The sequence below is a fragment of the Streptomyces sp. NPDC048291 genome (assembly GCF_043201715.1).
Classification (GTDB): domain Bacteria; phylum Actinomycetota; class Actinomycetes; order Streptomycetales; family Streptomycetaceae; genus Streptomyces.
Genome location: NZ_JBICZC010000003.1, coordinates 349,173 through 367,545, shown reverse-complemented (window position 1 = coordinate 367,545; position 18,373 = coordinate 349,173). Strand labels below are relative to the sequence as shown.

Below are 18,373 nucleotides of genomic sequence, written 5' to 3'. Positions count from 1 at the left end.
CCACAGGTTTGACGCTGTATCAAGCGGCGGCCTCGCGAGTCTGACTGAAGAACGCCGTTTCTGGGGGAGGAGACAGGCCATGGCACCTCAGCGATTCCATGAGCAGTTCGAGCAGATCCAGCGCTCCATGCCGGACGTACCACTGGCGATGGGGCCGGACGACGCGGCCGAGTTCCTGTACGAGAAGGGGGTGGTGCTCGCCCGCGACGGCGAGGAGGCCCGGGTCGTCGAGGACACCGTGCGCGCCCACTTCACCGCCACCGCCGGCCTGGTCGCCGACCATGTGGGCAGGTCGGGACCGGAGACCAACCGCACCGGCGTCACCCGCATCCGGGTCGGTGACCCGAACCACGGCGACCGCACCGCCGACCCCGCCGTCGGCCACGCGCTGCGCGCCCTGCGGGAGTCGGAGGGCCGCGCCGGCCGCCGCCTGGTCAGCCGCAACCACGTGGTGTCCACCACGCCGAACGCCAACTCCTGCAACCCCTGCGAGCCGCTCCCCGCCCTGCTCACCCAGACCCCCAACCCCGTTCCGGTGGACGGGAGCCACGACCCGGAGACCGCCGTGAGCGTCCTGGTGATGGACACCGGTCTGGTGCACGACTACCGCACCTACCCGCTCCTCGCCCGCGTCCAGGGCGACCTCCAGGTCTCCGAGACGGACGCGGACGGCGTCCTCCAGCAGTACGTCGGCCACGGGACGTTCATCGCCGGCCTCATCGCCGCCGTCGCCCCCAACACCGACATCACCGTCACCAACACCCTGAACGACGCGGGCGCCATCCTGGAGTCCGAGTTCGGCGCCAAGCTCTTCGAGGCGATCGACCAGCACGGCTGGCCGGACGTCATCAGCCTCTCCGCAGGCACCTCGAACGGCAGTGCCGACGGACTGCTCGCCGTCGAGGCCTTCATGGACGCCCTGCGCGCCCAGTCCACCCTGCTCGTCGCCGCCGCGGGCAACAACGGCAGCGCCACCCAGTTCTGGCCCGCCGCCTGCGCCGACCTGTCCGGCTACGACGACACGGTCCTCTCGGTCGGCGCGCTGCGCAGCGACGGCGAGTACGGCGCCTGCTTCACCAACCACGGCAGCTGGGTCAAGGTCTACGCCCCCGGTGAGCAACTCATCGGCGCCATGGCCGGCTTCGACGCACCCGTGCCCTACGTGTACCAGCACACCACCTACGACGCCTGCCGGTTCGGCTTCAGCTACGCCTGCACCTGCCAGTACCCGCGCCACACCGGCGTGTTGACAGAAACCGGGACGACCGGCCCCGGCAAACCGGACCAAGTGATGTTCGAAGGGTTCGCACAGTGGAGCGGAACATCGTTCGCCACCCCCATCGTGGCCGGCCTCGTCGCCGACCGGATGAGCACCGCCGCGGAGCGGGACCCGCGCGCCGCGGGCGCCCAACTCCTGCAGAGCACCACGGACTACGCCGAGGTGCGCGGGGCCCATGTGCCGGTGCTCCGCCCGGCCGGCTGGCAGCCGGTCCCGGTGGTGTGGCCGGCTGCCACGGCCTGAGTTCCGGAACACTCCCCTCCACGGCGTACCATGACTTGCCGTACACGAGGGGTGGGACCGTGGACCGAGCAGAGGTCGGCGCGCTGGTCCGGGCCGCCGTCGACGGCGACGCGGCGGCCTGGAAGGCGCTCGTGGAAGGGCTGAGCCCACTGGTGTGGTCCGTGGTGCGCGCGCACCGGCTCTCCGATGCCGACGGGCACGAGGTGTACCAGACCGTGTGGTTCCGGTTCGCCCAGCACCTGGGCCGCATCCGGGAGCCCGACAAGGCGGGCTCCTGGCTGGCCAGCACGGCACGCAACGAGTGCCTGAAGGTGATCCGGGGCCTGACCCGGCTGCTGCCGACCGACGATCCCCAGGTCCTGGACCGGATCAGCGAGGACCGTACGCCGGAACAGTCCCTGATCGACGCGGAGGACCAGGCGGACGAGGCGGAGCGGATCCGCCTGCTGTGGCAGGAGTTCGAGGAACTCGGCGACCGGTGCAGGCAGTTGCTGCGCGTCCTGATGGCCTCGCCGCCGCCCAGCTATGTCGAGGTGTCCGTCGCGCTGGGCATCGCCGTGGGCAGCATCGGCCCGCTGCGCCAGCGCTGTCTGCGCCGGCTGCGGGCCCGGCTCGACGCGAGGGGTGCGGTGTGAGCGACGACCAGTTCCCGGCCGGCGAGGCCTTGGGCGACGCCATGGATGATGCCTTGGACGGCGCCGACTTCGACGCGGACCTCCTGGAGGAGGAGCTGCGCGGCGCTGCCGCCGTCCTCGACCCGCTCCCGGCCGAGCTGCTGCAACTGGCCATGGACGCCTACCTGCTGCACGACCTGGACGCCCGGGTCGCCGAGCTGACCTTCGACTCCCTGGTCGACGCCATCCCGGTCAGGGGGGTCGAGGATCCGCCCCGCATGCTGACCTTCCAGGCGGGCGAGCTGACCGTGGACGTCGAGGTCACCGGCGACGGACTGCTCGGCCAGCTGCTGCCACCGCAGTCCGCGCGCATCGAGGTGCTCGGCGGCCCGGGAGCGGCCCGTCCGCTCACGGTCGACGCCATGGGCCGCTTCGCCGCCGACGCGCCGCCCTCCGGCCCGTTCGCGCTCCGGCTGCGCACGGGCGGGGACGTGATCGTGACGGAGTGGCTGCGGGCCTAGGGCGTCACCAGGTGACCGGCAGCGTCCGCGGCCCCCGGATCATCGTCCTCCGCCGCCACTCCACACCCTCGGCCGGCACCGCGAGCCGCAGCCCCGGCAGCCGGTCGAGGAGGGTGTCGACCAGCAGTTCGGTCTGCAACCGGGCCAGGACCGCGCCCGTGCAGTAGTGCGTGCCGTGGCCGAAGGCGAGGTGCGCCCCGGGTTCGCGGTCCGGGTCGATGCGGTCCGGGTCGGGGAAGACGGCCGGGTCGCGGTTGGCGGCGAGGTAGGAGACGTACACCGGGTCGCCGGCCGCGATCCGGGTGCCGTCGCTCAGCTCGACGTCCTCCAGCGCGATCCGGGCCAGCCCGACCGTGCTGCGGTGCGGGACCCAGCGCAGCAGTTCGTCCAGGACCGGGCCCCGTTCCGCGGGCCGCTCCCGCATCCGCGCCGTCAGCTCCGGCCGCGTCAGCATCAGGAACAGCATCTGCCCGCAGTTGTGGGTGACCGCCTCGCCGCCGATCTGCAGCGGACCGGCCAGCCCGACGGCCTCCTCCTCGCCGATCTCGCCCCGGGCCACGGCGGCCCCGAGCAGCGAGTACACGTCCTCGCCCGCGCTGCCGGCCCGCGCGCGTACCGCCTCGGTGATCCATCCGTACAACCCCTGCTTGGCTGCCTCGGCGGCCTCGACCCCGCCCGAGGTGGAGATGATCTGCCGGGTCCAGGAGCGCACCCGCTCCCGGTCCGCCTCCGGCACCCCCATCACCTCGCTGACCACGGTGATCGGGAACGGCTCCAGCACCCGCTCGACCAGATCGGCCGGCGGCCCGTCCCGTACGACTCCGTCGACCAGCCCGTCGAGGATCTCCTGCGCCCGGGGCCGCAGCCGCTTCGTCGCGCCGACCGTGAAGGCGCCGGCGAGCGGCTTGCGCAGCCGGTTGTGGTCGGGCTGGTCGGCCCAGGCCAGCGAGCCGGGACGGGGCTTGAAGTGCGGGGCCAGCCGGGTCACCCGGCGCCGGGTGACCTCGGCGCGGCTGAACCTCGGGTCGTTGGTGACGGTCCTGACGTCCTCGTAGCGGGTCGCGAGCCATGCCCAGCCCTCGCCGTGCGGCAGCCGGATCCGGGTCACCGGCCCTTCCCTCATCAGGGACGCCAGCACCGGGTCGAAGTCCGTCCCCGCCAGTTCGAGCGCGGGCCAGTCCCGCACCGGCGGCGCGGCCTCGCGGACGGGCGGGAGCGGCCCCGTCACCGTGGGCGCGGCCGGCTCCGTGGCCGTGGTGGGCGCGCTGGTCTCCGTGGTCATGCCTCCACGGTCGTACGGCCCCCACCCCGTGTCCTGCCGGAATGCTCCAGCCGGAGGGTCAGCGTCCGGCGGCGTCCACGAGCGCGGCGAGGGCGGCGGCGAGCCGGTCCGCTCCGGGGCCCGCCGGACCGCCGGGCTCGGTCATGTAGAGGTCCCGGCGGATCTCCACCATCAGCGCGGCGACCCGCGGGTCCGTGCCGTAGAACTCCAGCGGCACGTAGGTCCCGCCGAACGGGCTGTCAAGACCCGTCTCCCCGCACCCCGCGAAGGCCTCGCGGGCCGCCTCCGTCAGTCCGGCCGGCGTGTGGAAGGCGTCCGTGCCCAGGCACACCGGCGGCCGGGGTCCCGCCCCGTGCAGCTCGTAGGGCAGCGCCCGGCTCGGATAGGAGTGCACGTCGATCACCACGGCCCGCCCGGTCGCGGCCAGCCGCCCGGCCACCGCCTCCGTCATCGCCCGCGCGTACGGCCGGAAGTACCGCTCGACCAGCGGCCCGGGGTCGTACGACGCGTCCCGCAGCACGCCCCGATGCGTGGTCCGCGTGTACACGGCCCCCATCCCGACGGCCAGCATCTCCTCGCGCTCGTCCGGAAACCGCTCGGGGTCGACGACGAGCCGCGACAGCCGGTTGACGAACCGCCAGGGGGTCACCCCGGCCAGCCCGGCCGCCGCCTCCGCGAGCTCGGCCGTGTGCGCGTCCGTGATGTGGTCCAGCTCCCGCTCCAGCGCGGCGTCGTCGAGCACGACGTCCGCCCGTACGGCGGCCGGAACCGCCCGCGCGGAGTGCGGGACGTGCAGGATCACCGGCGACTCGGCGGCGCCGGGCAGCAGTGCGTACGACGGCTGGGACACGGGCGGCTCCGGGGGCATCGGCAGGGGCGGGGTGCGGGACCACGGTGTCACACGGACGGCGTGCCGGGCCCGTGGCCGAGCAACTCCCGCACCAGGGCGCCCACCTGCTCCGCCTCGATCAGGAAGCCGTCGTGGCCGTACGGCGACTCGATCACCCGGAGCCGGTCGGCGGACGGGATCAGCGCCGCCAACTCGGTCTGCTGGGCCGGGGGACAGAGGCGGTCGGAGTCCACGCCCGCCACCAGGGCGGGGGCCGTGACCCGGCCGAGGGCGGCGCGCACCCCGCCGCGGGCGCGGCCCACGTCATGGGCGTTCATCGCCTCCGACAGCACCACGTAAAGGCGGATCGCCGGCTCGGGTTCGCCGCGGTAGGTGACATGGGCGATCCGGCGGACCAGACACCCGGCACGCCCGACATGCAGACTTCACGAAGGGGATGCACACCGCCGGCCGCGACGGCGGCGCGACGAGGGCCGGACATGGCTCCGCCCCGGCGGGCGGGGTGCCTGCCGGGGCGGAGACTTCAGGATCTACAGGAGGCGGCTTCGGCTCAGAGGGCCGCGAGCGCCGCGTTCCAGGTGGCCGACGGGCGCATGACCGCGTCCGCCTTGGCCTTCTCGGGCTGGTAGTAGCCGCCGATGTCGGCCGGGGAGCCCTGGACGGCGAGCAGCTCGTCGACGATCTTCTGCTCGTTGGCGGTGAGCGTCTCGGCGAACGGCGCGAACGCCTTCGCGAGCTCGGCGTCGTCGGTCTGCTTGGCCAGCTCCTGCGCCCAGTACAGGGACAGGTAGAAGTGGCTGCCGCGGTTGTCGATGCCGCCGACGCGACGGGTCGGGGACTTGTCCTCGTCGAGGAAGGTCGCCGTGGCGCGGTCGAGGGTGTCGGCCAGCACCTTGGCGCGGGCGTTGCCGGTGAAGTCGGCGTACTGCTCGAAGGACGGCACCAGGGCGAAGAACTCGCCGAGCGAGTCCCAGCGCAGGTAGTTCTCCTTGACCAGCTGCTGGACGTGCTTCGGCGCGGAGCCGCCGGCGCCGGTCTCGAAGAGGCCGCCGCCCGCCATCAGCGGGACGACCGACAGCATCTTGGCGCTGGTGCCCAGCTCCAGGATGGGGAAGAGGTCGGTCAGGTAGTCGCGGAGCACGTTGCCGGTGACGGAGATGGTGTTCTCGCCGCGGCGGATGCGCTCGACCGACAGCTTGGTGGCCTCGACGGGGGACAGGATCCGGATGTCCAGGCCCTCGGTGTCGTGCTCCGCCAGGTACTGCTCGACCTTGGCGATCAGCTGCGCGTCGTGGGCGCGGCCCTCGTCCAGCCAGAAGACGGCCGGGTCGCCGGTGGCGCGGGCGCGGGTGACGGCCAGCTTCACCCAGTCCTTGATCGGCGCGTCCTTGGTCTGGCAGGCGCGGAAGATGTCACCGGCGGCGACCGGCTGCTCGATCACGACGTTGCCGGCCGCGTCGACCAGGCGGACCGTGCCGGCGGTGGCGATCTCGAAGGTCTTGTCGTGGGAGCCGTACTCCTCGGCCTTCTGCGCCATCAGGCCCACGTTCGGGACCGAGCCCATGGTGGACGGGTCGAAGGCGCCGTTGGCCCGGCAGTCCTCGATCACGGTCTGGTAGACACCGGCGTAGGAGGAGTCCGGGATGACCGCGAGGGTGTCGGCCTCCTGGCCGTCCGGGCCCCACATGTGGCCGGAGGTGCGGATCATGGCCGGCATCGAGGCGTCGATGATGACGTCCGAGGGGACGTGCAGGTTGGTGATGCCCTTGTCGGAGTCGACCATCGCGAGGGCCGGGCCCTCGGCGATCTCGGCGTCGAAGGAGGCCTTGATCTCGGCGCCCTCGGGCAGGTTCTCCAGGCCCTTGAGGATGCCGCCCAGACCGTCGTTCGGGGACAGGCCGGCCGCCTTGAGCGTCTCGCCGTACTTCGCGAACGTCTTCGGGAAGAAGACGCGCACCACGTGACCGAAGATGATCGGGTCGGAGACCTTCATCATCGTGGCCTTCAGGTGCACGGAGAACAGGACGTCCTCCTGCTTGGCGCGGGCGATCTGCGCGGCCAGGAAGTCGTTGAGCTGGGCGACGTGCAGCACGGAGGCGTCGACGACCTCGCCCGCCTGGACGGGTACGGACTCCTTCAGGACCGTGGTGGTGCCGTCCTCGGCGACCAGCTCGATCTTCAGCTTGCCGGCCTCGGAGATCACCGCGGACTTCTCGGTGGAGCGGAAGTCGTTCTCGCCCATGGTGGTGACGTTGGTCTTCGACTCGCCGGACCAGGCGCCCATGCGGTGCGGGTGGGTCTTGGCGTAGTTCTTGACCGAGGCGGGGGCGCGGCGGTCCGAGTTGCCCTCACGCAGCACCGGGTTCACCGCGGAACCCTTGACCTTGTCGTAGCGGGCGCGTATGTCGCGCTCCTCGTCCGTCTTCGGGTCGTCCGGGTAGTCCGGCAGCGCGTAGCCCTTGCCCTGGAGCTCGGCGACGGCGGCCCTGAGCTGCGGGATCGACGCCGAGATGTTCGGCAGCTTGACGATGTTGGCCTCGGGCGTCTTGGCCAGGTCGCCCAGCTCGGCCAGGGCGTCCGGGACGCGCTGGTCCTCGTTCAGGTACTCCGGGAAGTGGGCGATGATGCGCCCGGCCAGGGAGATGTCGCGGATGTCCACGGCGACACCGGCCTGCGAGGCGTACGCCTGGATCACCGGCAGGAACGAGTGCGTCGCGAGGGCCGGGGCCTCGTCTGTGTAGGTGTAGATGATGGTCGAGTCAGTCACCGGGTGCTCCGCTCCACGTCTGCAACATTGCTCGACATCAAGATATCTCGTGACCGGCCCTCGCTCGACAGGGGTCCGCGACTCGGAAGATCCGCCTGTCCGGTTGTCATACGCCGGGCAACCGGATCGGTCACAAGGGTGGTCAAGACGAACGAGCCACCATCGACCGGCGACCGGACCGACCGACCGGCCGCCCGAGCGAAAGCGGACCATGAGATATCGCACCAGAGTCACGGCCCCGGCGGCCGCCCTGCTCGGCACGGCGACCGTCCTGGCCACGGGGGCCCCGGCCCTCGCGCGTCCCTTCTCCGCGGGGGAGACAAGCGGCGCCGCGAGGACCGGGGGCAACACGCCGGCCCCGGGCCCTGAGACCCTCGGCGACCTCGTCTACCCGGCCCTCGGCAACGACGGCTACCGGGTCCACGCCTACGACCTCGACCTCGCCTACGACGCCACGACCCGCCTGGTCGACGCCACCGCGACCCTGCGCATCCGCACCACCCAGGACCTGTCCCGCTTCTCCCTTGACGCCCTCGGCCTCGACATGGCGGCCGTCCGGGTCGACGGCCGGGCCGCCGCCTTCGAGCAGGCCGGCGAGAAGCTGCGGATCACGCCCGCCCGGCCGCTGCGCGAGCGGGCCGACGTCACCGTGTGCGTGACCTACGCGGCCGACCCGCGCCGCACCCTCCCGCACACCGCCTGGGTGCCCACCCCCGACGGCTTCGCGATCTGCCCGCAGCCCAACTCCGCGCACACCGTCTTCCCGTGCAACGACCACCCCTCGGACAAGGCGGACTTCACCTTCCGCGTCACCGTCCCGAACGGGCTGCGCGGCGTCGCGAACGGCCTGCTGACCTGCACCGAGAACCTGCCGGGCGACCGCACGGCGTACTCGTACCGGTCCCGGTCGCCGATCGCGACCGAACTCGTCCAGATCACCGTCGGCGACTACCTGGTCAGGGACCGGCCGGGCCCGCACGGCCTGCCGCTGCGGGACGTCGTCCCCACGGCCCGCGCCGCCGCCCTGGAACCGGCGCTCGCCCTCACCCCGGGCCAGGTCGGCTGGCTGGAGGACCGGCTCGGCGCCGCCTTCCCGTTGGAGACGTACGGCCTGCTGCCCTGCAACTCCGACGACCCGAACGCCTTCGACTTCACGGGCCTGGAGACCCAGACCCTCACCCTCTACAAGCCGGCCTTCCTGCTCCAGGAGGAGGCGAAGATCGGCTCGCACATGATGCACGAGCTGGTCCACTCCTACTTCGGCAACCTGGTCTCTCCCGCCGGCTGGGCCGACCTCTGGCTCAACGAGGGCCACGCCGACTTCTACGGCCTGCTCTACCGCTACGAACGCGGCTGGCCGGACTCCCTGGGCATGACCACCATGGACGCCCGGATGAAGGACACCTACGCCCGCGGCGACCAGTGGCGCCACGACTCCGGCCCGGTCGCCGCCCCGAACGAGGCCGACCTCTTCGACAGCCAGCGCTACCTCGGCGGCGTCCTGGTCCTCTACGCCTTCCGCGAGCTGGTCGGCGAGGCCGCCTTCCACGCGGTCGAGCGCACCTTCCTTGACCGCTTCCGGCGCCGCTCGGCCTCGACGGCGGACTACATCGCGGTGGCCTCCGAGGTCACCGGACAGGACCTGTCCGGCTTCCTCCGCGACTGGCTCTACGGCACGACGACCCCGCGCATGCCCGGCCACCCCGACTGGACGGTCACCCCGGTCACCCCGGCCCCCACCGCCCCGCACAGCCTCCGGGGCGGCCACCACCACGACAACTCGGCAACGCTGTAGCCGCGACCGGCAGGGGGCCAGGGCCTGTCCGGCAATTCCCGTCTGCCTCGCGACGCCATGCACGCAATCTGGCCGCACCGGGCGCAGACCCGGCCCTAGTCGGCGACCGGCACATCCTCGGCGGTGCGCTGGTGCGGGATCACCACGGTCCCCTGCTGGAGCGCCACCGTGCGGGCCGGGGCCGGGATGCGGATGGACTCCTCGCGGTAGCGGCGGTGCAGGCGCTTGATGAACTCGTGCTTGATCCGGAACTGGTCGCTGAACTCGCCGACACCGAGGATCACCGTGAAACCGATCCGCGAGTCGCCGAACGTGTGGAAACGGATGGCGGGTTCGTGGTCCGGGAGCGCGCCGGTGATCTCGGTCATGGTCTCGGCGATCACCTCGTGCGTGACCCGCTCCACGTGGTCCAGGTCGCTGTCGTAGCCCACACCCACCTGCACCAGGATCGTCAACTGCTGCTCGGGCCGGGTGTAGTTGGTCATGTTGGTCTTCGCCAGCTGGCCGTTGGGGATGACCACCAGGTTGTTGGAGAGCTGGCGGACGGTGGTCTGGCGCCAGTTGATGTCCACCACGTAGCCCTCCTCGCCGCTGCTCAGCTGGATGTAGTCGCCCGGCTGGACGGTCTTGGAGGCGAGGATGTGGATGCCCGCGAAGAGGTTCGCCAGGGTGTCCTGGAGGGCGAGCGCGACCGCCAGACCGCCCACGCCCAGGGCGGTGAGCAGCGGCGCTATGGAGATGCCCAGGGTCTGGAGCACCACCAGGAAGCCGATCGCCAGGACCAGCACCCGGGTGATGTTCACGAAGATCGTGGCGGAGCCGGCGACCCCGGAGCGGGACTGGGTGACCGACTGCACCAGCCCGGCGATCACCCGCGCCGCCGACACCGTCACCGCGAAGATCAGCACCACCTGAAGGCACTGGTTGGTGTGGTGCTGGACCGACTTCGTCAGCGGCAGCACCGCCGCCGCGGCGGCGGCCCCGGCCGTGATCGCCGCCCACGGGACCGCCGTGCGCAGCGCGTCCACGATGACGTCGTCACCGCTCCAGCGGGTCCGCTTGGCGTGCTTGGCCAGCCAGCGCAGCATCCCGCGGGACAGAAAGGCCAGCAACAGGCCCGCCGCGAGGGCGATCCCGGCCAGGACCAGGTCATCTACGGTGAGCGCTCGGTCCACCGGTTACCTCCCATTCGATCGTGCAACCGCTCATCCTGCCGTATCCGCACGGAGGTTCGTGCCAGCCGCATCCGGGTGCGCTTGTGCTGCCCCGGGCCCCTGCGGCAGGCTGTCGCGCAGTGATCGTCAGGGAGGCTCGATGACAGGTCCGGTGCTCGCCGTCGACCAGGGCACGTCCGGTACCAAGGCCCTGGTGATCTGCCCCGAACGGGGCGTCATCGGCACCGGATTCGTCGCCGTACGGCCCCGGCACCTGCCCGGCGGCCTGGTGGAGGCCGACCCCGAGGAGCTGTACGAGTCGGTGCTCGTGGCCGGCCGCCGGGCGCTCGCCGAGGCCGGTGAACCGGTGACCGCCCTCGGCCTGGCCAACCAGGGCGAGACCGTCCTCGCCTGGGACCCCGGCACCGGACGCCCGCTCACCGACGCCATCGTCTGGCAGGACCGCCGGGCCGAACCGGTCTGCGCCGGACTCGCCGACCACGCCGAGGAGTTACGCGCCCTCACCGGCCTCCCGCTCGACCCCTACTTCGCCGCGCCCAAGATGGCCTGGATCCGCCGGCACCTCACCACCGAGGGGGTCGTCACCACCACCGACGCCTGGCTGGTGCACCGGCTCACCGGCGCCTACGTCACCGACGCCGCCACCGCGAGCCGCACCCACCTCCTCGACCTGGACCGGGTGGAGTGGTCCGCCCGCGCCCTCGACCTCTACGGGCTGTCCGCCGAACGCCTCCCCGAGATCGTCGACAACGCCCAGCTCGTCGGCACGACGAAGGAGTTCGGGGGCAAGATTCCGCTCACCGGGCTCGCCGTCGACCAGCAGGCGGCCCTCCTCGCCCAGCGGATCACCGGGCCCGGCGCCGCCAAGTGCACCTACGGCACCGGGGCGTTCCTGCTCGCGCACACCGGGGACACGCCCCGGCACAGCGGCTCGGGACTGGTCGGCTGCGTCGCCTGGCGCCTCGCCGGAGAGCCCGGCTACTGCCTGGACGGCCAGGTGTACACCGCCGCATCCGCCGTGCGCTGGCTCACCGACCTCGGCGTGATCTCGGGCCCCGCCGACCTGGACCGGGTGGGCGGCGCCGTCCCCGACGCCGGCGGGGTCACCTTCGTCCCCGCGCTGGCCGGGCTCGCCGCCCCCTGGTGGCGCGGCGAGGTGCGCGGCTCCCTCACCGGGCTCGGCCTCGACACCGGCCCCGGGCAGCTGGTGCGGGCCCTGTGCGAGGGCCTCGCCGCCCAGGTGACGGAGCTCGCCGAAGCCGCCGAGGCCGACCTCGGCACCCCGCTGACCGCCCTGCGCGTCGACGGCGGCCTGACCCGCTCGGCCCTGCTCATGCAGACCCAGGCCGACCTGCTGCAGCGCCCCGTCGAGGTGTCCACGCTGCCCGACGCCACCGCCCTCGGGGTGGGCGCGCTGGCCCACCTCGGCAGCGACCCGCTCGACTTCCTGCCCGAGGGCGGCCCCTCGGCCGTCTACGAGCCGCGCATCTCCGCCGCCGAGGCCGCCGACCGCCTCGGCGTCTTCCGCGCGGCCGTCGCCGCCCTGCTGGACGGGCCGGTGGACGGGCCGGTGACCGGAGCCGGCTCGGGAGCGACCCGGTGACGGTCACCGCCGCGGGACCGCTGCCGACCGTCCCGTACGACGTGACGGTCGTCGGCGCCGGGGTCGTCGGCAGCGCGATCGCCCGCGAACTCGCCCGCCACCCGCACCTCGACGTCGCTCTCGTCGAGGCCCAGGACGACGTCGGCCAGGGCACCTCGAAGGCCAACACGGCCATCCTGCACACCGGTTTCGACGCCCACCCCGGCACCCTGGAGGCCCGCCTGGTCCGCGAGGGCGCCCGCCTCCTCGCCGGGTACGCGGCCGGGTCCGGCATCCCGGTCGAGCCGGTCGGCGCCCTGCTGGTCGCCTGGGACCGGGCGCAACTGGCCGCCCTGCCGGATCTCGCACGCACGGCCGTACGCAACGACTGCCACGACACCACCCTGCTGGACGCCGCCGAGCTGTACGCCCGCGAACCCCACCTCGGGCCCGGTGCCCTCGGCGCCCTGCACGTGCCGGGCGAGAGCATCGTCTGCCCGTTCAGCACCACCCTCGCCTACGCCACCCAGGCGGTCCGAGGCGGCGTCGACCTGCACCTCGGCACCCGCGTGACGGGAGCGGACCGACGCGACGGCGTGCACACCCTCACCACCTCGCGCGGCCCCCTGCGCACCCGCCACCTGGTCAACGCGGCCGGCCTGCACGCCGACACCCTCGACGGCCTCCTCGGCCGGCGCACCTTCACCGTCACCCCGCGCCGGGGCCAGCTCATCGTCTACGACAAGCCCGCCCGCGACCTCGTCCGGCACATCCTGCTGCCGGTCCCCACCGCCCTCGGCAAGGGCGTCCTGGTCGCCCCCACGGTCTACGGCAACGTCCTGCTCGGCCCCACCGCCGAGGACCTGGACGACAGGACCGCCACCCAGTCGACCGCGCGGGGGCTCGCGGACCTGCGCGACAAGGGCCGCCGGATCCTGCCCGCGCTCCTCGACGAGGAGGTCACCGCCGTCTACGCCGGCCTGCGCGCCGCCACCGAGCACGACGACTACCGCATCTCCGCCCACCCCGACCAGACGTACGTCACCGTCGGCGGCATCCGCTCCACCGGCCTCACCGCCTCGCTCGCCATCGCCTCCCATGTCACCGCACTGCTGCGGGACTCGGGCCTCGACCTGAGGAACCCCGTCGACCTGGAGCCGGTGCGGATGCCGAACCTCGGGGCGGCCTTCCCCCGCCCGTACCAGCAGGGGCCGCAGGCCGTCGTCTGCCACTGCGAGCACGTCACCCTCGGTGAGATCCGGGACGCCCTCGCCACCACGATCCCGCCGCGCGGCCTTCCCGGCCTGCGCCGCCGCACCCGGGCCGGGACGGGCCGCTGCCAGGGCTTCCACTGCGGGGCGACGGTCCGGGACCTGTTCGAGAGGGCGGGCAGGCCGTGACCGCGGAACGCCACGTCGACGTCCTCGTCGTCGGTGCCGGTCCCGCCGGTCTCGCGGCCGCCGCCCGGCTCGCCCTAGCCGGGGTCGGCCGGGTGGAGGTACTGGAGCGCGAACAGGAGCCCGGGGGAGTGCCCCGGTACTGCGCCCACGGCGGATTCGGCACCTGGACCCGGCCGTTGACCGGACCGGCGTACGCAGGTCTGCTGGTCGAGGCGGCGGCACGGGCGGGAGCGGTGGTCCGCACCGGGGTCACCGTCCTGGACTGGGCCGTGTCAGCGCCCCAAAGGGGCGCGGGGAACTGCGCGACCAGCCACGACGGCGCCGCAGCCGACACACTTGCAGCGGAGCACCTCGGCCTCACCACCATCGGCGTGCGCGGCCCGGAGACGGTCACCGCACGGGCGGTGGTCCTCGCCACCGGCGCCTACGAACGCCCGCGCGCGGCCCGCCTGGTCCCGGGCACCCGGCCCGCCGGGATCCACACCGGAGGAGAGCTCCTGCAGGCCGTGCACCGCTACCGGCAGCCGATCGGCGAGCGGGTGGTGGTCGTCGGGGCCGAGGACGTGTCGTACGTGGCGGCCGGGACGGTGCGGGCGGCGGGCGCCGAGGTCGTCGCGATGGTCACCGAACGGCCGCGCGCGGCCGGATCCGTCCGCGCCCTGGACGCCCGGCTCCGCGCCCGCGTCCCGCTGCTCACCGGCACGGCGGTCACCGAGATCCTCGGGCACGGACGGCTGTCCGGCGTCCGGATCCGGCACCGCGACGGGCGCAGTGGTGTCCTCGCCTGCGACACCGCCGTCTTCACCGGGGACTTCGCCGCCGAGGACGGACTCGCCCGCCGGGGCCGGATCGCCCTGGCCGCCGGGCCCGGCCCGTACACCGACCGCCCGGGGGTCTTCGCCGTCGGCGGTCTGCGGCGGCCGGGACTGGACGTCCGGGCGGCCACCCGGGAGGGCGCCGGGGCGGCCGGGGCGGTGCTGGAGTGGCTGGTCAGCCGCCCGTGAAGGAGCCGTGCCGGCCCGCGCCCGCCGCGAACCGCGCCGCGCCCTCCAGGCCCTCCGCCAGCACGCCCATGCCGCGCCGTATCTCGGCGCCCAGCGCCGCCGGCTCGTCCAGCCCCTCCTGGTCCAGCACCGACGCCCGGTCGCTGCGCAGGCAGGCCTGCGGGAAGGCCGCGAGGGACGCGGCCAGTTCCTCGGCCGCCTCGCGGGAGCGGCCGGGCGGTACCAGCCGGTTGGCCAGGCCCATCTCGTAGGCCTCGGGGGCCGGGACCGGGCGGCCGGTGAGGACGAGGTCCATCGCACGGCTGGTGCCGATCAGCCGGGGCAGCCGTACCGTGCCGCCGTCGATCAGCGGCACGCCCCAGCGGCGGCAGAAGACGCCGAACACCGCGTCCTCCTCGGCGACCCGCAGATCGCACCACAGGGCCAGCTCCAGGCCTCCGGCCACGGCGTGCCCGGCGATCGCCGCGATCACCGGCTTGGACAGGCGCAGCCGGGTCGGGCCCATCGGGCCGTCACCGTCCTCGGCGACCCGGTTGCCCTGCCCGGCGCCCATCGCCTTGAGGTCGGCGCCCGCGCAGAACGTGCCGCCCTCGCCCCACAGCACCGCCACCCTGGCCTCGTCGTCCGCCTCGAACTCGCGAAAGGCTGCGGCCAGTTCGGCCGCCGTCGGCCCGTCGACCGCGTTGCGGACCCCGGGCCGGGACAGGACGACCGTCGTGACAGGACCCTGGCGTTCCAGGCGGACCGGCATGTGTTTCCTCCGCGGCGAGCTCTCAGATGACCTTCAGTCGCACCAGCGCTCCCAGTGTCAGGGCTCCCGGCAGCAACGGCACCCACACGGTGATGATCCGGTACGCGAGGACGACGGCCGTGGCCACCGCCACCGGACCGCCGGCCGCCACCAGCGCCACGATCAGCGCCGCCTCCACCGAACCCAGACCGCCCGGCGTGGGGATCAGGGCGACGGCGACGGTGGCCGCCAGGTACGCCAGCGCCATGTGCGCGGGCGGCACGTCGAGGCCGAGCGCCTGCCCCACCGCCACCAGACCGCCGGCCTGGAGCGCGGGGAAGGCGAGCGAGCCGCCCCACAGCGCCAGCGCCCGGGACGGCCGCGTGTGCACCGAGCGGGCCTCGCCCAGGGCGCTGCGCACGAAGCGGAACACCGGCTCGCGCACCCGTCGTACGAGGAAGAGCGCGGCCAGTGCCACGGCCACCAGGGCGCCGGCGACGGCCAGGACCGGTCCGACGTCGCCGTCGGGGAGCAGCCCGTCGAGCCGCAGGGCGTCCGGGAAGGCGACGAAGAACACGGCCATCAGGCCCACGCGGGCGATCGACTCGGCGAGCAGGTAGAGGGCCAGCGCGGCGGACGAGGTGGCGAGCGGCACCCCGCACACGGTCATGAACCGCAGGTTGACCGCGCCCGAGCCGAGTCCGGTGGGCAGCAGGTGGTTGGCCGAGCCCGCCGCGAGCTGGGTGGCCAGCAGCCGCCAGCGGGGCAGCGGCTGGACGACCGCGCCCTGCCGGGTGAAGGCGGCGGCCACCCAGGTCAGGCAGGTGGCACCGCCGGCCGCGAGCAGCCAGGGCCAGGAGGCGTCGCGCAGGTGGGCGAAGCCCTCGACGAGGACCTGCCAGTGCTGCACCGCGATGACCGCGACCAGCACGAGCGGAATGAGCGTGAGGATGTGCCGCCAGGGGACACGGCGGGCGAGCCGGGGGAGACGGCTCTCACGGAAGCCGGGGATTCTTACCGCTGTCACACCGGGAGAGGTTTTCCGCGCCGCCCCAACTGCGGGTGGCGGAAGAGGAGACGTCGGATGACGGCCGGGAAGCGGGTGAGGGAGGAGGTCCACCGGAAGGTCCGACGGGAGGCCCACCTGGGGCTTCGCGGAGCCGGACGGGGCGTGCGGAGGGCTCATCGGGTCCTTCGTACGGGGGGACGGCGCACGGACATTGACCTCAACGAGGCTTGAGGTCCTACGTTCTCCCTCATGAGTATGGAGACCACCGCCTGGACGCAGCTGCACAGCGTGATGACCGCCCAGCAGGAGCGGCGCCCGTTCGACCGGGTCACGCTGCGCCGTATCGCCGCCTTCGCCCGCCCGCACCGGAGCGGCATAGTCCGTTTCGTCCTCCTCGGGGTGGTCACCGCCCTGCTCGCCGTCGCCACCCCGGTGCTGGCCGGCCATGTCGTCGACGCGATCGTGTCGGGGCACGACACCGGCACGGTCGTGCGCCTGTCGCTGCTGATCGCGCTGGTCGCGGTCGCGGAGGCGGCGCTCGGGGTGCTCGGGCGGCGGCTCTCGGCGACGCTCGGGGAGGGCCTCATCCTCGACCTGCGCACGGCTGTGTTCGATCATGTGCAGCGGATGCCCGTCGCGTTCTTCACACGTACTCGTACGGGAGCGCTGGTCAGCCGACTCAACAACGACGTGATCGGCGCCCAGCGGGCCTTCGCCAACACCCTCTCCGGCGTGGTCAGCAACCTGGTCACGCTGCTGCTCACGCTCGCGGTGATGCTCACCCTGTCCTGGCAGATCACCCTGCTCGCGCTGGTGCTGCTGCCGCTGTTCGTGGTGCCCGCCCGGCGGATGGGCGGCCGGATGGCCCGCATGCAGCGCGAGGCCGCCGCCCTCAACGCCGAGATGGGCACCCGGATGACCGAGCGGTTCTCCGCGCCCGGCGCCACCCTGATCAAGCTCTTCGGCCGCCCCGAGGAGGAGTCGGCGGAGTTCGCCGCGCGCGCCGCCCGGGTCCGGGACATCGGCGTGCGCACCGCCACCGCCCAGTCGGTGTTCATGACCGCCCTGACCCTGGTCTCCTCCCTCGCCCTCGCCCTGGTCTACGGCCTCGGCGGCTGGTTCGCGCTGCGCGGCACCCTGGAGCCCGGCGCGGTGGTCGCCCTCGCCCTGCTGCTGACCCGCCTCTACGCCCCGCTGACCTCCCTCGCCGGGGCCCGCGTCGAGGTGATGAGCGCGCTGGTCAGCTTCGAGCGGGTCTTCGAGGTGCTCGACCTGAAGCCCCTGATCGAGGAGAAACCGGACGCCCGCGAGGTCCCCGAGGGCCCGGTCGCCGTCGAGTTCGAGGACGTCCGCTTCGCCTACCCGGCCGCCGACCAGGTCTCCCTCGCCTCCCTCGAAGAGGTCGCCGTGCTCGACTCGCGCGGCGGCAGCGAGGTCCTGCACGGCGTCTCCTTCCGCGCCGAACCCGGCCGGACCGTCGCCCTCGTCGGCACCTCGGGCGCCGGCAAGTCCACCATCGCCCAGCTGCTGCCGCGCCTGTACGACGTCGACGCGGGCACCGTCCGCATCGGCGGCACCGACGTCCGCGACCTGACCGCCGGCTCGCTGCGCGCCACCCTCGGCATGGTCACCCAGGACGGCCACCTCTTCCACGACACCGTCCGCGCCAACCTGCTGCTGGCCCGGCCCTCGGCCATCGACGAGGAGTTGTGGGAGGCCCTCGGCCGCGCCCGGCTCGGGGAGGTCGTCCGGTCGCTGCCCGACGGCCTGGACACGGTGGTCGGCGAGCGCGGCTACCGGCTCTCCGGCGGCGAGCGGCAGCGGATGACCATCGCCCGGCTGCTGCTGGCCCGCCAGCGCGTGGTCATCCTCGACGAGGCCACCGCCCACCTCGACAACACCTCGGAGGCGGCCGTCCAGGAGGCCCTCGCCGAGGCGCTGGAGGGGCGGACGGCCGTGGTCATCGCCCACCGGCTGTCGACGATCAGGGCCGCCGACCAGATCCTGGTGGTCGAGTCGGGTGAGATCGTGGAGCGCGGCACCCACGACTCGCTGCTGGCGGCCGAGGGGCGGTATGCGGAGCTGTACCGGACGCAGTTCGCCGAGGTGCCGTCGGTCTGAG

At 73.4% G+C, this 18,373-nt stretch carries 14 protein-coding genes and 1 pseudogene; 8 read left to right on the top strand and 7 right to left on the bottom strand.

The genetic code is table 11. The features are described from left to right. Nucleotides 1-79: 79 nt before the first annotated feature. Genes ACGF5O_RS09245 through ACGF5O_RS09235 form a run of 3 tightly spaced genes read left to right on the top strand, consistent with a single transcriptional unit; the run spans nucleotide 80 to nucleotide 2,657 of the window. On the top strand, nucleotides 80-1,522 hold the full coding sequence (locus ACGF5O_RS09245; RefSeq protein ID WP_393809276.1) for a S8/S53 family peptidase: 1,443 nt from the start codon (nucleotides 80-82) through the stop codon (nucleotides 1,520-1,522). A gap of 35 nt (nucleotides 1,523-1,557) precedes the next feature. Then, nucleotides 1,558-2,157 carry an RNA polymerase sigma factor gene (locus ACGF5O_RS09240; protein WP_388918796.1) on the top strand — a complete coding sequence of 200 codons (600 nt, stop codon included), beginning with the start codon at nucleotides 1,558-1,560 and terminating at the stop codon, nucleotides 2,155-2,157. Between the two features lie 41 nt (nucleotides 2,158-2,198). Beyond that, complete coding sequence (locus ACGF5O_RS09235; protein WP_393809570.1) at nucleotides 2,199-2,657, top strand: hypothetical protein; 459 nt, start codon at nucleotides 2,199-2,201, stop codon at nucleotides 2,655-2,657. A gap of 4 nt (nucleotides 2,658-2,661) precedes the next feature. Here the strand turns inward: ACGF5O_RS09235 and ACGF5O_RS09230 are convergent, their stop codons facing one another. From ACGF5O_RS09230 to ACGF5O_RS09215, 4 genes and pseudogenes are all read right to left on the bottom strand, one after another. After that, a complete protein-coding gene (locus ACGF5O_RS09230; RefSeq protein WP_393809275.1) occupies nucleotides 2,662-3,939 on the bottom strand; it encodes a cytochrome P450 in 1,278 nt (425 codons plus the stop codon). Between the two features lie 58 nt (nucleotides 3,940-3,997). Beyond that, nucleotides 3,998-4,807 carry an N-formylglutamate amidohydrolase gene (locus ACGF5O_RS09225; protein WP_393809569.1) on the bottom strand — a complete coding sequence of 270 codons (810 nt, stop codon included), beginning with the start codon at nucleotides 4,805-4,807 and terminating at the stop codon, nucleotides 3,998-4,000. A 29-nt stretch (nucleotides 4,808-4,836) separates the two neighbouring features. Beyond that, nucleotides 4,837-5,187, bottom strand: a pseudogene (locus ACGF5O_RS09220) (homoserine O-acetyltransferase); the annotation flags it as partial. A gap of 152 nt (nucleotides 5,188-5,339) precedes the next feature. Beyond that, nucleotides 5,340-7,556, bottom strand: coding sequence for an NADP-dependent isocitrate dehydrogenase (locus ACGF5O_RS09215; RefSeq protein ID WP_393809274.1), 2,217 nt, complete (start codon nucleotides 7,554-7,556; stop codon nucleotides 5,340-5,342). Between the two features lie 211 nt (nucleotides 7,557-7,767). Here ACGF5O_RS09215 and ACGF5O_RS09210 point away from each other — a divergent pair, with 211 nt between their 5' ends. Next, nucleotides 7,768-9,351, top strand: a complete 1,584-nt coding sequence (locus ACGF5O_RS09210; protein ID WP_393809273.1) for a M1 family metallopeptidase — start codon at nucleotides 7,768-7,770, stop codon at nucleotides 9,349-9,351. Between the two features lie 95 nt (nucleotides 9,352-9,446). Here the strand turns inward: ACGF5O_RS09210 and ACGF5O_RS09205 are convergent, their stop codons facing one another. Continuing rightward, complete coding sequence (locus tag ACGF5O_RS09205) at nucleotides 9,447-10,526, bottom strand: mechanosensitive ion channel family protein (protein WP_393809272.1); 1,080 nt, start codon at nucleotides 10,524-10,526, stop codon at nucleotides 9,447-9,449. Nucleotides 10,527-10,665: 139 nt separating this feature from the next. On the opposite strand from ACGF5O_RS09205, the gene ACGF5O_RS09200 reads away from it, so the two are divergent. Genes ACGF5O_RS09200 through ACGF5O_RS09190 form a run of 3 tightly spaced genes read left to right on the top strand, consistent with a single transcriptional unit; the run spans nucleotide 10,666 to nucleotide 14,512 of the window. After that, nucleotides 10,666-12,129, top strand: a complete 1,464-nt coding sequence (locus ACGF5O_RS09200; RefSeq protein ID WP_393809271.1) for an FGGY family carbohydrate kinase — start codon at nucleotides 10,666-10,668, stop codon at nucleotides 12,127-12,129. Then, nucleotides 12,126-13,508 carry an FAD-dependent oxidoreductase gene (locus tag ACGF5O_RS09195; RefSeq protein WP_393809270.1) on the top strand — a complete coding sequence of 461 codons (1,383 nt, stop codon included), beginning with the start codon at nucleotides 12,126-12,128 and terminating at the stop codon, nucleotides 13,506-13,508. Before ACGF5O_RS09200 ends, ACGF5O_RS09195 begins: the two co-directional genes overlap by 4 nt. Beyond that, complete coding sequence (locus tag ACGF5O_RS09190) at nucleotides 13,505-14,512, top strand: FAD-dependent oxidoreductase (RefSeq protein WP_393809269.1); 1,008 nt, start codon at nucleotides 13,505-13,507, stop codon at nucleotides 14,510-14,512. The genes ACGF5O_RS09195 and ACGF5O_RS09190 overlap by 4 nt, the downstream gene beginning before the upstream one ends. Here the strand turns inward: ACGF5O_RS09190 and ACGF5O_RS09185 are convergent. After that, nucleotides 14,499-15,263 carry a crotonase/enoyl-CoA hydratase family protein gene (locus ACGF5O_RS09185; protein ID WP_393809268.1) on the bottom strand — a complete coding sequence of 255 codons (765 nt, stop codon included), beginning with the start codon at nucleotides 15,261-15,263 and terminating at the stop codon, nucleotides 14,499-14,501. The genes ACGF5O_RS09190 and ACGF5O_RS09185 overlap by 14 nt on opposite strands. 22 nt (nucleotides 15,264-15,285) lie before the next feature. After that, on the bottom strand, nucleotides 15,286-16,269 hold the full coding sequence (locus tag ACGF5O_RS09180; protein WP_393809267.1) for a YbhN family protein: 984 nt from the start codon (nucleotides 16,267-16,269) through the stop codon (nucleotides 15,286-15,288). Between the two features lie 237 nt (nucleotides 16,270-16,506). On the opposite strand from ACGF5O_RS09180, the gene ACGF5O_RS09175 reads away from it, so the two are divergent. Next, a complete protein-coding gene (locus ACGF5O_RS09175; RefSeq protein WP_393809568.1) occupies nucleotides 16,507-18,372 on the top strand; it encodes an ABC transporter ATP-binding protein in 1,866 nt (621 codons plus the stop codon). The last annotated feature ends 1 nt before the right edge of the window (nucleotide 18,373 follow it).

Excerpts from the sequence above, each read along its gene's own strand:
- ACGF5O_RS09225 (WP_393809569.1), bottom strand. The coding sequence starts at position 4,807 with ATGCCCCCGGAGCCGCCCGTGTCCCAGCCGTCGTACGCACTGCTGCCC.
- ACGF5O_RS09210 (WP_393809273.1), top strand. The coding sequence starts at position 7,768 with ATGAGATATCGCACCAGAGTCACGGCCCCGGCGGCCGCCCTGCTCGGC.
- ACGF5O_RS09200 (WP_393809271.1), top strand. The coding sequence starts at position 10,666 with ATGACAGGTCCGGTGCTCGCCGTCGACCAGGGCACGTCCGGTACCAAG.
- ACGF5O_RS09185 (WP_393809268.1), bottom strand. The coding sequence starts at position 15,263 with ATGCCGGTCCGCCTGGAACGCCAGGGTCCTGTCACGACGGTCGTCCTG.
- ACGF5O_RS09245 (WP_393809276.1), top strand. The coding sequence starts at position 80 with ATGGCACCTCAGCGATTCCATGAGCAGTTCGAGCAGATCCAGCGCTCC.
- ACGF5O_RS09175 (WP_393809568.1), top strand. The coding sequence starts at position 16,507 with ATGGAGACCACCGCCTGGACGCAGCTGCACAGCGTGATGACCGCCCAG.
- ACGF5O_RS09230 (WP_393809275.1), bottom strand. The coding sequence starts at position 3,939 with ATGACCACGGAGACCAGCGCGCCCACCACGGCCACGGAGCCGGCCGCG.
- ACGF5O_RS09235 (WP_393809570.1), top strand. The coding sequence starts at position 2,199 with ATGGATGATGCCTTGGACGGCGCCGACTTCGACGCGGACCTCCTGGAG.